The following is a 14,287-nucleotide window of genomic DNA, read 5'->3' as shown; positions in this document are numbered from 1 at the left end:
CCTTCAGTGAAAATCGCGTGACTTGGGCAGGATGCGGACATCGCGCGGATGACCATGCTTTGCGGCATAGCCGCGCGGCAGTTGCGGATGCGCAACCTCGTCGGCGCGGCAGAGGTCGGGGCGTATCTCGCGCCCGTCGCCCAGCGTGTCGAGCATCGCGGTGCGATCGACGATGCGCGTTGCCATCAGGTGGATGACGCCCTCCTTGCTCCGCTGCACCTCGCCCTCGGCCAGCATCAGCCGCGACGCCATGACGGCGCGGCGGTAGCGTTCGAAATGCCGCGCCCAGAGCAGGATGTTGACGACCCCGCCCTCATCCTCGATCGTGATGAAGATCGCATTGCCCTTGCCCGGGCGCTGGCGGATCAGCACGACGCCCGCGGCGCGGACGATCGACCCGTTTTTCGCCGCCGCCACCTGCGCGGCGCTCAGCACGCCTTCGCGGTCGAAATCGCGGCGCAGAAATGCCATCGGATGGCCTTTCAGCGACAGCCGCGTCGTCTGATAATCGGTCAGCACTTCCTCGACGAGCGGGGTGGGGGGCAATTGCGCGTCGCTTTCGGCGCCCAGTTCGTCGACTTCGGCGGCGCCGAACAGTGGCAGCACTCCCTGACGGACACGCCGTGCATCCCACAGTGCCAAGCGACGGCCCTGCCCCATCGACCGGCAGGCATCGGCCTCGGCCAGCAGGCGCAGCGCCCGCGCGGGCAGGTTCGCGCGGCGGGCGAGTTCCTCGACGTTGGCAAAAGGGGTGTTTCGCGCCGCCGCAATCTGCGCCGCCCAAGCCTCGCGAAACCCGTCGACCTGCCGAAAGCCGAGCCGTAGCGCCAGGCTGCCGTCATCCCTGCGCTCAAGGCTGCTGTCCCACCCACTCGCATTGACATCGACCGCGCGCACCTCGACCCCATGCTCCTGCACATCGCGCACCAGCTGCGCGGGGGCGTAAAAGCCCATCGGTTGCGAATTGAGCAGCCCGCAGGTGAAGACGGCGGGGTGGTGGCATTTCAGCCACGATGAGACATAGACGAGCTTGGCGAACGACTGGGCGTGGCTCTCCGGGAAGCCATAGCTGCCGAAACCCTTGATCTGATTGTAACAGCGTTCGGCAAAGGCGCGATCGTAGCCGCGGCGGATCATGCCGCCGATCATCTTCTCTTCATATTGATCGATGGTGCCGACGTTGCGAAAGGTCGCCATGGCACGGCGCAGGCCATTGGCTTCGTCAGGGGTGAATTCGGCGGCGACGATGGCGAGTTTCATCGCCTGTTCCTGGAACAGCGGGACTCCAAAGGTCCGGTGAAGAAGATTGTAGAGCTCCCGGGGATCGTGCGGTGGTGCGGGTGACGGATACTCGACCTTCTCTTCGCCATTGCGACGTTTCAAATAAGGATGGACCATATCGCCCTCGATCGGTCCTGGCCGGACGATCGCGACCTGGATGACCAGATCGTAAAATTCCTTGGGCCGCAGTCTGGGCAGCATGTTGATCTGCGCGCGGCTTTCGACCTGAAAGACACCGATACTGTCGCCCTTGCACAGCATGTCGTAAACGACCGGGTCTTCCGCCGGGACCGACTTGAGGTCGTGGTCGCTGAGTTGGTGGAGCCGCATGAGGTCGAAACATTTGCGGATGCAGGTCAGCATCCCGAGCGCGAGGATATCGACCTTCATCAGTTTCAGCTCGTCGATGTCGTCCTTGTCCCATTCGATGAAGGTGCGATCCGCCATCGCGGCATTGTGGATCGGCACCGTTTCGTCGAGCCGATCCTCGGTCAGCACATAACCGCCGACATGCTGCGACAGGTGGCGCGGGAAGGTGAGCAGTTGCGCGACGATCCACTGCAGTCGTGCGATGTCATCTTGCTCGGGATCAAGCCCGGCTTCGATGAAGCGCTCGACCGGCATCTCGCTGCCCCAGCTCCCCCAACTCGTGTCGGCGAGCCGCGCGGTGACATCCTCGCTGAACCCCAGCGCCTTGCCTGCTTCCCGCACCGCGCTGCGCGGGCGGTAATGGATCACCGTCGCGGCGATGCCTGCGCGCCGCCGCGTGTAGCGGCGATAGATATATTGCATCACCTCCTCGCGCCGCTCATGCTCGAAATCGACGTCGATGTCGGGCGGCTCGCGCCGTTCCTCTGACAGGAAGCGGGTGAACAGCAGATTGTTCGCGATCGGATCGATCGAGGTGATCTCGAGCAAATAGCAGACGAGCGAATTGGCCGCCGACCCGCGCCCCTGGCACAGGATCGGCGGGTCTTGCGTGCGGGCATAGTTCACGATGTCGTGGACGGTCAGGAAATAGCAGGCGAAATTGCATTTGCCGATGAGCGAAAGCTCTTCGTCGAGGACCTCCTGCCAGCGCTGCGGCAATCCCTGCGGGTGGAGCCGGTTCGCGGCATCCAGCACCCTATGTTCGAGCCAGCTTTGCGGGTCCCAACCTTCGGGAACCGGCTCGTGCGGATATTCATATTCCAGTTCGCGAAGTGAAAAGCCGATGCGATCGAGAATTCTGGCGCTCTCATCGACGGCGTGGCGGCAGGAGCGAAAGAGGCGGCGCATCTCTTCGGGTGATTTTAGATGGCGCTCGCCATTGGCGCGCAACAGGCGGCCCGCTTCGTTCAGGTTCGTGCCTTCAAGAATGCAGCTTAGCACATCGTGTAGAGGCCTTTGCTCGCGCGTTGCGTAAAGCGCGTCATTGGTCGCGAGCAGGGGAATGCCGACGCGGTCGGCCAATGCTGCAAGTCGGGTAAGGCGCCGCCGGTCCGCACCGCCATATGGCATCGTCGCGCCCAGCCATAACGCCCCGGGTGCCGCCCGGGCGAGGCGTTGCAGCAGCGCCTCATCCTTTTCCGTCGCCATCGCGATCAGGATCATATCCGCGCAGTGAATCAGCAGATTCCTGAATTTCATCACGCAATCGCCCTTGGTGGTGCGGCGATTGCCGATGGTGAGCATCCGGGTCAGGCGGCCCCAGCCGTGGCGCGTGGTCGGATAGGCGATGATGTCGGGGGTGCCGTCGTCGAAGACGAGGCGCGCGCCGACCACGAGTTTGAAGGGCGGTAGCTCTATCCCCTCTGCGTCGGCTTTCTCGCGTAGCTTGCGCAGCCCGGTGAGCGCCCGCACCACCCCCGCCACGCTGTTGCGGTCGGCGATGCCGATGCCGGGCATGCCGAGCCTGATTGCTTCGGCGACCATCTCATGCGGGTGTGAGGCGCCGCGCAGGAAGCTGTAATTGGTCGCCGCGACCAGTTCGGCGAAGGCGGGTGGTGCGGGCTCGCCCGTCATGCGAACACCCCATGGATATACCAGCGCGGATCGGGCTTTTCGTCATAAAGCCCGTGGCGAAACAGCCAATAGCGGCGGCCGCGGTCGTCCTCGACGCGGTAATAATCGCGCGTCAGCCCGCCATTGTCGCGGCGCCGCCACCATTCGGCGGCAATGCGTTCGGGCCCTTCGTAACGGCGGACCGCATGCGCCTGTCGGCGCCAGCGAAAGCGATGCGGCGGGCCGTCGGGAACCTCGGCGATCACCTCGATCACCTGCGGTGGATCGAAAAGATAGAAGGGGCGCAGCGGCGGTTCGCCGGGTTCGGGGGCGGACCAAGGCATGGGTGGCGGCGCGTCGATCGCGGGCAGGGCGAGCTGCGCCTGTTCGGGGATATGGGTATCGGCGGGGCGCAAGGCGCGGACCCGCGCGCGCCCGAGCCGTGTCGTGAGCCGGTCGGTGAGTTCGTCCATTGCTGCGCCCTGGCGTACTGCGCGCGCCGCGCCGCCCTCGAGCTTCAGCTGCGTTGCGCCGAGTGCTTCGAGGCGCGGCACTTCGAGGCGGATCATGTCGAAACCGAAGCCGGGGTCGAGCGGATCGGCGAGGCCGTCCATGCGTTCGGCAAACAGGCGCATGACAAGGCCGGAGTCGCGCGTCGCATGGCCGGTCTCGACCGCGATACGTCGCGCCAGCCCATCGCTGCGAAAGAAGGTCGCGCCGAAATGGCGGCCGCCCTGGCCGCGTTCGGCAAGCTCTGCGATCGCCTCACCAACCAGCTCGGCAAGAATGCGGGTGGCGTGGGGCAGGCTGGCGACGGGTTCGGCAAAGCGGCGTTCGGTGGCGACCGGCGGCGGCGCGACGCGCGGGTCGAGCGGGCTGGGCGCATCGCCGAGCAGGCGGCGCAACGCCATCGCGGCATCGGCACCGAAGCGCGCGGCGAGGTTCGCCATCGGACGGCTCGCGAGGTCGCCAATCGTCTTCAATCCGGCGCGGACGAGCGCGGTCGTGGCTTCGGCGTCGAGTTCGAGCGCGGCGACGGGCAGGCGGCGGATCGCGGTGGCCTCGTCGGGAGCGGGCCGTGTCTGATAACGTGCGAGCGCCCGGGCGGCGTCGGCGGTGGGGTCAAGCGCATGGCGCAAGGTCATCCCGAGCCGGGTCAGCCGCTGGTCGATGTCGTCGATCAACCCCGCCTCGCCATCGAACAAATGGGAGCAGCCGGTGATGTCGAGGATCAGCCCGTCGGGGGCATCGAGCGCGACGAGGGGGGTGTAGCGCGCACAGCCCTGCGCGAGTCGGTCGAGCCAAGCGTGATCGAGGATCGGATCGTGCGGCACGATGGCGAGGTCGCCGACCTGCGCCCGCGCGTCGGCGAGTGGCATGCCGACACGCAGCCCGAGCGCCTGCGCGCGGGCATCGACGCTCGCGATCCGCAGCGCGCCGCGCTGCTTCTCGGCAAAGATAAGCGGGAGGTCAGGCGGCTTCGGCGCCGAGCGGGTGAACCGTTCGGCGGGCAGCCAGGGGAAGAACAGCGCCAGATAGCGCCGCGTCCCGGAAAGCTTGCTCATCTTTATCCCAATCGAGTCGCCAGCGCGTTCCGGCAGGGCCGCCGCGCCAGCGCAGCAGTTCAAGGTCGAAGGCCGGGGCGCCGGGGGCGTGGGCTTCGAGTTCGCGCGACGGTGCGGCGACGATATTCCAGCGCGTTTCGGCGACGCTCGGCGTCGGCACGGCATTCAGGCGCAGCATCAGCAGCGTCGTTCCTGCGTCGCGCGCGCCCAGCGTCAGGCGGCGCCCGGCGGTCAGGTCGAGCAACGGAAACTTCCCCCAGCTTTCGACGATCACCGCTGCCGATCCGGCGCAGCGTACCGCATCATTGGCGCAGGCGAGCAGCATCTTGGGATCGGCGGTCTCAACGAGAAGAAGCCGGTCGGGGTCGCCGCCGAGTTCAGCGATGCCGGGGGCATAGATATGCCCGGTGCGGCGTCCGGCGTCGACGGTGCGCAACCACAGGAGCGGCGCATCGCCGCCGCTGCGCAGCGCGACCAGTGTGGCAAAGGCCGCGGCGCTGGTGCCATCGAGCGCATCGGCCGCGAAAAACTCGTGCGTGCGCCCGACCGTCAATCCGCCGCCGATCGCCGCGTCGAACGCGTCATGCCCCGTCGCCAGCCAGCCTTGGGTCGGCAGGCTTGCGGGGCCACCGCTGGCGGCCAGCCGGGCGATGCGCTGGCGCAGCCCGGCGAGAGGTTGAGACGACTCGCGCATATATGTTCCTGATTTGTTCTATTAGCGCGCGAGCGAGGGGGAATGTCAAGATGAGTCGGGCTTTCCAACCTGTCGTCATGCCGGACTCGATCCGGCATCCCTGCAGCCCGTCGTCATGGACCCCGGATCAAGCCCGGGGTGACGAGGGTCGTCAGGGGGTGGGGGAAGCCGTCCCTGCGCCGCTATCGCCGCCGAGCGCGCGGAACAGCGCGATGCGGGTCTGGACGAGCAGCAGCTGCGTCGCGATTTCGCTGCGCCGTGCCGCATAGAGGCTGCGCTGTGCGTCGAGGCTGGCGAGGAAGCTGTCGACTCCGCCCTTGTAACGCGCATCGGTGAGCGTCGCGGTGTCAGCGGCGGCGGCGGTGTTCGCGGCGGCCGCGCGCACCCGGTCGGCGATCGTCCCCTGCACCGCCAGCGCATCGGCGACCTCGCGGAACGCGGTCTGGATTGCGCCTTCATAGCTTGCGAGCGCTGCGTCGCGCTGCGCCTCGCTGACCGCTACTCCGGCGCGGCGGCCCCCGGCGTCGAAAATCGGCGCGGTCACGTCGCCGCCCGCCGACCAGCTGAACGATCCGCTGTCGAAGAGGCTGGACAGCGCGTCGCTGGCAAAGCCGAGCAGCCCGGTCAGCGAGATCGACGGGAACAGCTGCGCGCGCGCGACGCCGATGTCGGCGTTGGCGGCGCGCAGGCCATATTCGGCCTCGATCACATCGGGGCGGCGAAGCAGGATTTCGGAGCTGACTCCTGCAGGCAACCCCACGACCGAGGGTGTGACTTCGGTGAGGCCCGCGGGGAGCAGCGCGCGGTCGACATCGCCGCCGACGAGCAGGCGGATGAGATTTTCGTCCTGCGCGAGCGCGGTCCTTTGCTGCGCGATCGCATCCTCCGCTGTCGCGAGAATCTGTTCGGCTTGGCGCAGGTCGGTGCGCGGCGCCACCCCGCCGTCGAGCCGTGCCCGCGTCAGCCGCACGCTTTCGCGCGCGTTGGCGGCGGTGTCCTCGGCGATCTTCAGGAGGTCGCGGTCGGCGCCATAGGTCGCCCAGGCGTCGGCCAGGCTGGCGATCAGCGCCAGCCGCACGGTGCGCGATGCCGCCTCGGTCGCCAGCGCGCGGTTGCGATCGGCCTCGGTGGCATTGGCGAGCTTGCCGAACAGGTCGAGCTCGAACGCCGTGACTCCGCCGCGCAGCGAGAAGTCGCCGCTGCCGCTCGCACCATTGCTGTCCGAATAGCCCGCGCCGCCGCTGATCCCGATTTCGGGAAATTGCCCAGCGCGGGTGATGCGCGCCTGCGCGCGCGCCGCGGCGACATTGGCATAGGCGATGCGAAGATCGCGGTTGTTCGCGAGCGCTTGCTCGGCCAGCGATTGGAGGCGGGGATCGGTGAAGACGCTCTGGTACGACAGGACCGGCAGCGCCGCCTCGCTTTGCAGCAGATAGGCATCGCCGACGGGCCAGCTCTGCGGCACCGGCGGGGGCGGGAGCACGGTCTTGGGCGCCAGCGAGCAACCCGCAAGCGCGAGCGTCGTCGCAAGCAGCAGCGTGCGGGCCGCGATCATGCCGGTACCCCCGCCGCGCCATCGTCCGTCTTCCTGCCGAAGCGCGCACGCAGCGCGGCAAGCCCGTCGCGCACCCCGCGGCGGACGAGAACGAAGAACAGCGGGATGAAGAAGATCGCGAGCAGGGTCGCGGTCAGCATGCCGCCGATCACCGAGGTGCCGATCGCGATGCGGCTGTTCGCCCCGGCGCCTGAGGCCAGGGCCAGCGGCAAAACGCCGAAGATGAAGGCAAAGCTCGTCATCAGGATCGGGCGCAGGCGGATGCGCGCCGCGATGATCGCTGCTTCGATCACCCGCTTGCCTTTTTTCTCTTCCTGCTCGGCAAATTCGATCATCAGAATCGCATTTTTGGCGGCCAGACCCATCGTCGTGAGCAGCCCGATCTGCAGATAGACGTCGTTTTCGAGCCCGCGTAGCGTGACCGCGAACACTGCGCCGACCAGCCCGAGCGGGATGACAAGCAGGACGGCGACCGGGATCGACCAGCTTTCGTACAGTGCCGCCAGGCACAGAAACACGACCAGCAACGACAGTGCATAGAGCAAGGGCGCCTGTCCCGACGACAGCCGTTCCTGATACGAGGCGCCGGACCAGGCGACGCTGGTGCCGGGAATTTCGCCGGCCAGCGCCGCGATTTCGTCCATCGCTTCGCCCGAACTGGTTCCCTCGGCGGGCTGACCCGAAATTTCGAACGCGGGAATACCCTGAAAACGCGAGGTGGTGCTGGGGGTCGTCGACCAGCCGATCTGGGCGAACGCCGAAAAGGGCGACATGCCGCCATCGGCAGAGCGCACATACCATTGGCTGAGGTCTTCGGGCTTGGCCCGATAGGGTGCGTCGCCCTGGACATAGACGCGCTTCACCCGGCCTTCGTCGATGAAATCATTAACGTAACGGCCGCCCCAAGCGGTCGCCAGCGTGCTGTTCACATCGGCGTTGCTCAGGCCATAGGTGGTCAGGCGCTGGGTATCGATATCGATCTTCAGCGTGGCCAGATCGGGTAGGTCGCTGAGCCGGACCGACGACAATTTGGGATTGGTGTTCGCCGCGGCGAGCAGCCGGTCGCGCGCCGCGGCAAATTCTTCGCGCGTCAGTCCGCTGCGGTTCTGAAACTGCATCGTGAAACCTGACGTATCGCCAAGGCCGCGGACCGCGCCCGGCACCAGCGCAAAGACCTGTGCATCGCGCAGCCCCGAAAAGGCCCGGCGCGTGCGCTCGGCAATCGCGTCGGCGCTGTTTTCCTTGCCCGGGCGGTCGTCCCAATGTGCCAGATTGACGAAGCCCTGGCCGGTGTTCTGCCCCGACGCGCCGCCACCGCCACCGCCGGCGTTCAGAAAAAGCGATTCGATATTCGCCTTTTCGGCGCTCAGCATATGGTCCTCGATCGCGTCGCGGACCTCAAGCGTGCGTTCCTGCGTCGCACCTGCGGGCAGGCGAAACTGGATCTGGACGCGGCCCTGGTCTTCGCCGGGCAGGAAACCGCCAGGCAGGCGCAGGAACAGAAAGGCGAGCAGCACGACAATGATCATGTACAGGCCCAGAAAGCGCCATTTGCGATCGACGACCTTTTCGACGCTGCCGACATAGCTTTCGGTGGTACGCTCGAACCGGGTGTTGAACCATGTTTTCGCGCGGGTCAGCGCCGCATCGACGCGCGGCCAGCGGCCCGGCGGCGTTTCACCGTGCGCGCGGGGTTTGAGGAGGGTCGAGGTCAGCGCCGGGCTGAGCACCAGCGCGACGAACACCGATAGCACCATCGCCGACACCACCGTCACCGAAAACTGGCGATAGATGACGCCGGTCGATCCGCCGAAAAAGGCCATCGGCAGGAACACCGCCGACAGCACAAGCCCGATCGCGATCAGCGCGACCTGCAATTCCTTCATCGACTGAATCGTCGCCTCACGCGCCGACATGCCGGGATTTTCTTCCATCAACCGCTCGACATTCTCGACGACCACGATCGCGTCGTCGACGAGCAGGCCGATGGCGAGCACGAGCCCGAACAGCGTCAGCGTGTTGATGCTGAACCCGGCAAGGTAGAAGACGCCAAAGGTACCGAGCAGCACGACGGGTACCGCGATCGCGGGGATCAGCGTCGCGCGCCAGCTTTGCAGAAACACGAACATCACGATGATGACGAGGAGGATCGCCTCGAACAGCGCCTTTTGAACTTCGCTGACCGACAGGCGGATAAAGGTCGTCGTGTCGTTGATATAGGCATAGTCGAGCCCGTCGGGCATGTTCTGCGCCAGTTCGGTCATGCGTGCCTTCACGCGCTCGACCGTCGCCAGCGCGTCGGCGCCGGGCGACAGCGAGATCGCCATGCCCGAACTCGGCTGGCGATTGAGACGACCGACCGAGCCGTAATTTTCGGCGCCGATTTCGACACGTGCGACGTCGCGAATCCGCACCGCCGAACCGTCGGGCAAGGTCTTGAGCACGATATTCTGAAACTGTTCGGGGGTTTGCAGGCGCGACTGGGCGGTGACAGTGGCCGTCAGCAACTGACCCCGCGGCGACGGCAGGCCGCCGACCTCGCCCGCGGCGACTTCGCTGTTCTGGGCGCTGATCGCCGCAACCACGTCGCTCGGCATCAGCGATACGGCCGCGAGCCGCTGCGGGTTCAGCCAGATCCGCATCGCGTGCGGCGAACCGAAGATATTGACGTCGCCGACCCCCTCGACCCGCGACAACGGGTCTTGGATATTGGTCGTCAGATAATCGGAGACGTCATAATTGTTGCGCGTGCGCGTCTTGTCATAGACGCTGACAATCAGCAGCGTGTCCGAATTGGACTTGCTGACCCGCACCCCCTGCTGCTGGACCTGCTGAGGCAGGCGCGACACAGCAGACTCGATCTTGTTCTGCACCTGCACCTGCGCGATGTCGGGATCGGTGCCCTTGTCGAAAATCGCGGTGATGCTGGCCTGCCCGCGCGAACTGGATTGCGAGCTGAAATAGAGCAGCCCGTCGATGCCGGTCAGTTGCTGTTCCAATATCTGCGTTACGCTGTTTTCGACCGTCTCCGCCGATGCGCCCGGATAGCTCGCCCGGATGTTCACCTGCACCGGCGCGATGTCGGGATATTGTTCGATCGGCAGCGCGCGCAGCGCCCCGAACCCTGCAAGCATGACGACGATCGCGAGCACCCAGGCAAAGATCGGCCGGTCGATGAAGATACGGGACATGGGGGGCTATTTACTCTTTTCTGCTGTCTTGGCCGCCGCGGGCGCCCCCACCCGTTGCGGCGTGCTGGCGGGAACGGCGCGAATGTCGGCGCCGTCGCGAAGATTGCCGACCCCCTGCGTGATGACGCGGTCGCCGGCCTTCAGCCCGCTGGTCACGATCCAGTTGCTGCCGGCCGTGCGCGACGTTTCGATCTTGCGCCGCACCGCCTTGTTGTTTGGTCCCGCCAGATACACAAATGCCGATCCGTCGAAGTCGCGCTGTACAGCTTGCTGCGGAACCAGGATGGCGGTGGGATCGACCGCCTGCTCGAACGTCGCCGTGACGAACATGCCGGGCAACAAAAGCCCCTGTGGATTGGGAAAGCGGGCACGCAAGGTCACGGTGCCCGTGGCCTCGTTCACTGTCATTTCGGAAAATTCGACGGTCCCGGTCAGCCCATAGGCGCTGCCATCTTCCAGCTGCAGCCGCACCGCGGTGCTGCCGGGTGCGGCACCCCCCGCCGCGATCGCGCGGCGCAGCGCAGTGAGTTCGGCGCTCGACTGCTGCATATCGACATAAATGGGGTCGATGCGCTGGATCGTCGTCAGCGGCGTCGGTTGGCTCGCGCTCACCAGCGCGCCCGGGGTGGCGAGGCTGCGGCCGATGCGACCGCTGATCGGCGCGGTGATCGTCGCATAGCGCAGCGTGATGCGCGCGGTTTCCAGCGCCGCTCCATTTTGCGCCACCGCGGCGCGCGCGACGCGGGCTTCGGCCAGGGCGTCGGTATAATCCTGTTCGGCGATCGCCTGCATCTTGGCGAGCGGGGCGAAACGGCGAACGCGCTCGTCGGCGGCCTGCGCGCTGGCGCGGGCGCTGGCGAGGTTGGCGGCGGCCTGATCGACGGCGGCCTGATAGAGGCTGGCGTCGATCTGGTAGAGCGGTTGCCCGGCGCGCACGAAACCGCCTTCGGTAAACAGGCGGCGGCGGATCAGGCCGCCCACCTGCGGCCGGACTTCGCTGGTTTCGAAGGCCACCGTGCGCCCGCCGAGCGATGTTGTTACCGGGACCGCCTCGACCCTCGCAACGACAAAACCGACTTCCGGCGCCCCGCGACCGTTCTTGCCGGCCTCTTCCTCGCTCGAACAGGCGCCGAGCGACAGGGTCGCGGCGCATAATGTTCCGGCCAGCAGCAGCGACCTTTTGTCCAGCATATGGATATTCTCATGTCAGCACGCCGCGCGGCGGGGAGGGGTTGGCGCCTATTCAACCCATTGAATTGACGCATGCAAGGGCAATGCGGGTGATTGCGACAATTTAAGACAATTTTCTTCCGCCGACCGCTTGGGCGCATCGGCCGCTATTTGGGTGGTGCGACCGACTGGCGCTGGACAAAAGTTGACGCAAGTACCGCGGTTTCCTGCTCGTCGATCTTGCTGGCGGACGGCAGAAAGTCGGGGACAAGCGTTCGCGCAGCGCGCACCCCCATTTCGCGGATCGGCCAGCGCACGGTGCTGAGCGCGGGCCAGATATGCGTCGCGGTCGGGCTGTCGTCGAAGCCGATGATCGACAGCGCGCCGGGGACGTCGATCCGCTTGGCGTGCGCGACGCTCATCACCCCGGCGGCCATTTCGTCGTTCGAACAGAAGATCGCGGTCGGCGGCTCGGATAGCGACAGCAGCGCCTCGCCGGCCTCGATCCCGGCGGCATAGCGGTAATTGCCCGGCGCGTTATAGGCGTCCGGCAGGTCGAGCCCCGCTTCGGCGAGCGCTTCCATAAATCCCTTTTCGCGCTCGGCGGCCGAGCGGAAGCCGACCGGACCGCGCACGAAACCGATGCGGCGATGGCCGAGCGTGATCAGCGCGCGGACCGCTTCGGCAACCACCTCGCGGTCATTCGACGACACGCAATGTTTAGCATCGTCGAGCGGCGCCGACCCGACGCGCACATAGCGCACACCAAGATCTTCGCAGAGCGCGGCCAGCGCGTTGTTTTCGGAAATCGGCGGCAACAACAGCGCACCGATCGGGCGCTGCTTTTCGAGAAAGGTGCGGACGTCGTCAAGCAGCTGATCGGATCCGCGATCGACCGGGCGGACGAGCAGCGCCAAGTCGCTGTCCTTGATCGCGTCGAGTACGCCTTGCTGAAAGTTCAGCACCGTCTGGGCATTCGGATTGTCGTGCAGCAGCGCGATCAGGAAATTGCGCCGGAACGCCAGCGCACGCGCTTGCGGGTTGGGAACAAAACCCAGCGTCTCGATCGCCTGTTCGACCGCCTTGCGCGTCTTTTCGGTCAGAAATTCCGACCGGTTGATCACCCGGCTGACGGTCTTTTTCGATACCCCGGCGAGCGCCGCGACATCGTTGATCGTCGGCTGCTTGCCCCCCGGCCCCTTGGTCTGTGCCGCCATATGCGCCTTTTCCTCTGCGGGTTCCCGATGCTGTCCCGCCGTTCGCCCGCCGTGATGGGCGCGGGGCCGGGCGAAATCAACCGCGACAACCGCCATCTGCCGAAAACTGATACCGGTGTCCAGCGCAAGCCTCAAATCGTCAAGGCAGTGATATTGACACCGGTTACCAAAATGATTAGCGTGTCGCAAACCTAGCAAAGGAACCGCATCATGAAGATCGCGCTGATCACCGAGAACAGCCAGGCTGCCAAGAACGCCATCATCCACGACGCGCTGACCACGGTGGCCGAGCCGCTGGGACATCAGGTGTTCAATTACGGCATGTATTCGGCCGACGACAAAGCGTCGCTGACCTACATCATGAACGGCCTGCTCGCGGGCATCCTGCTCAACTCGAAGGCCGCGGATTTCGTCGTGACCGGTTGCGGCACAGGCATGGGCTCGATGCTCGCGTGCAACGCGATGCCGGGGGTGTTCTGCGGGCTGGTGATCGATCCGACCGATGCCTTCCTGTTCGGCCAGATCAACGACGGCAATGCAATTTCGATGCCTTATGCCAAGGGTTTCGGCTGGGCCGCCGAGCTCAACCTGCAAGATGTCTATCGCAAATTGTTCGATGGCGAACGCGGGCTGGGCTACCCCAAGGAGCGTGCTGAAATCATGCGGACGAACCGCGGCATCCTGAAAGATCTCAAGGCCGCGTCGTGCCACGACATGCTGACCGTGCTGAAAACGGTCGATCAGGACCTGCTGCGCGCCGCGATCGCGGGCGAGAAATTCGCAGAATATTTCTACGCCAACTCGCAGGACGAGGCGATCAGCGCTTATCTGAAGAGTGTTTCGGCGGAGCCGGCGCTCGCCTGACATGAGCAAGCTGTTTGACCTTTCGGGCAAGGTGGCGCTCGTCACCGGCGCCAATACGGGCATTGGGCAGGGGATTGCCCTCGCGCTCGCCGAAGCGGGGGCGGACGTCGCCGCTGCGGGGCGCTCGGCCGCCGATCAAACCGTGGGCAAGGTGCGCGCACTTGGCCGCAAGGGCGAAAACTTCGCCGCCGACCTGTCGAGCGTCGGCGCGGTGCAGCCGCTGGTCGATGCGGTGCTCGCCGAATTCGGCCGCATTGACATCCTCGTCAACAATGCCGGGATCATCCGCCGCGCCGATGCGGTCGACTTCACCGAGGCCGACTGGGACGCGGTGATGGACACCAATTTGAAGACCTTGTTCTTCCTCTGCCAGAGCGTCGGGCGCCACATGATCGCGCGCGGTAGCGGCAAGATCATCAACATCGCATCGATGCTGACCTTTCAGGGCGGCATCCGCGTGCCGAGCTATACCGCGTCGAAATCAGGGGTCGGCGGGCTCACCAAGCTGCTCGCGAACGAATGGGCGGCGAAGGGCGTGCAGGTCAACGCGATCGCACCCGGCTATATTGCAACCAACAACACCGCCGCGCTGCAAGGCGACGAAACGCGCAATCGTCAGATCATGGAGCGCATTCCCGCGGGCCGCTGGGGCGACCCCGCCGACATCGGCGGCGCCGCGGTGTTCCTCGCGTCGGGCGCGTCGGACTATGTGCAGGGGCATATCCTCGCCGTCGACGGCGGCTGGCTCGCACGCTAGGCTCGAAAAC

The 14,287-nt window shown here is 65.9% G+C and carries 10 protein-coding genes; 3 read left to right on the top strand and 7 right to left on the bottom strand.

Annotation, left to right across the window (positions count from 1 at the left end; translation table 11 throughout):
* Positions 1–3: 3 nt before the first annotated feature.
* The 7 genes from FFS18_RS02035 to FFS18_RS02005 form a co-directional block, all read right to left on the bottom strand.
* Entirely contained in the window at positions 4–3,285 is a 3,282-nt protein-coding gene (locus FFS18_RS02035) for an error-prone DNA polymerase (protein WP_137869578.1), read from the bottom strand.
* Positions 3,282–4,829: a Y-family DNA polymerase gene (locus FFS18_RS02030; protein WP_137869577.1), complete on the bottom strand. Its 1,548-nt coding sequence runs from the start codon at positions 4,827–4,829 to the stop codon at positions 3,282–3,284. The genes FFS18_RS02035 and FFS18_RS02030 overlap by 4 nt, the downstream gene beginning before the upstream one ends.
* Complete coding sequence (locus FFS18_RS02025; protein ID WP_120217581.1) at positions 4,735–5,523, bottom strand: ImuA family protein; 789 nt, start codon at positions 5,521–5,523, stop codon at positions 4,735–4,737. Before FFS18_RS02025 ends, FFS18_RS02030 begins: the two co-directional genes overlap by 95 nt.
* Positions 5,524–5,674: 151 nt before the next feature.
* A complete protein-coding gene (locus tag FFS18_RS02020) occupies positions 5,675–7,078 on the bottom strand; it encodes an efflux transporter outer membrane subunit (protein ID WP_137869576.1) in 1,404 nt (467 codons plus the stop codon).
* On the bottom strand, positions 7,075–10,269 hold the full coding sequence (locus FFS18_RS02015; protein ID WP_137869575.1) for an efflux RND transporter permease subunit: 3,195 nt from the start codon (positions 10,267–10,269) through the stop codon (positions 7,075–7,077). Before FFS18_RS02015 ends, FFS18_RS02020 begins: the two co-directional genes overlap by 4 nt.
* Before the next feature lie 6 nt (positions 10,270–10,275).
* Positions 10,276–11,460 (bottom strand): efflux RND transporter periplasmic adaptor subunit, encoded by a 1,185-nt coding sequence (locus FFS18_RS02010; protein WP_137869574.1) that lies wholly within the window; start codon positions 11,458–11,460, stop codon positions 10,276–10,278.
* A 146-nt stretch (positions 11,461–11,606) separates the two neighbouring features.
* On the bottom strand, positions 11,607–12,656 hold the full coding sequence (locus tag FFS18_RS02005) for a LacI family DNA-binding transcriptional regulator (RefSeq protein WP_137869573.1): 1,050 nt from the start codon (positions 12,654–12,656) through the stop codon (positions 11,607–11,609).
* On the opposite strand from FFS18_RS02005, the gene FFS18_RS02000 reads away from it, so the two are divergent.
* From FFS18_RS02000 to kduD, 3 genes are read left to right on the top strand one after another with little or no spacing between them, the layout of a single operon-like run.
* A complete protein-coding gene (locus tag FFS18_RS02000) occupies positions 12,657–12,851 on the top strand; it encodes a hypothetical protein (protein WP_137869572.1) in 195 nt (64 codons plus the stop codon). It begins immediately after the preceding gene.
* Positions 12,852–12,866: 15 nt separating this feature from the next.
* On the top strand, positions 12,867–13,520 hold the full coding sequence (locus FFS18_RS01995) for an RpiB/LacA/LacB family sugar-phosphate isomerase (RefSeq protein ID WP_137869571.1): 654 nt from the start codon (positions 12,867–12,869) through the stop codon (positions 13,518–13,520).
* Position 13,521: 1 nt separating this feature from the next.
* Positions 13,522–14,277 carry a 2-dehydro-3-deoxy-D-gluconate 5-dehydrogenase KduD gene (gene kduD, locus FFS18_RS01990; protein ID WP_120217576.1) on the top strand — a complete coding sequence of 252 codons (756 nt, stop codon included), beginning with the start codon at positions 13,522–13,524 and terminating at the stop codon, positions 14,275–14,277.
* Positions 14,278–14,287 lie beyond the last annotated feature (10 nt).

Source organism: Sphingopyxis sp. 2PD (assembly GCF_005503695.1).
GTDB lineage: Bacteria > Pseudomonadota > Alphaproteobacteria > Sphingomonadales > Sphingomonadaceae > Sphingopyxis.
Note: the sequence above shows the minus strand (reverse complement) of the source record. Positions and strands in the feature narration are given on the sequence as shown.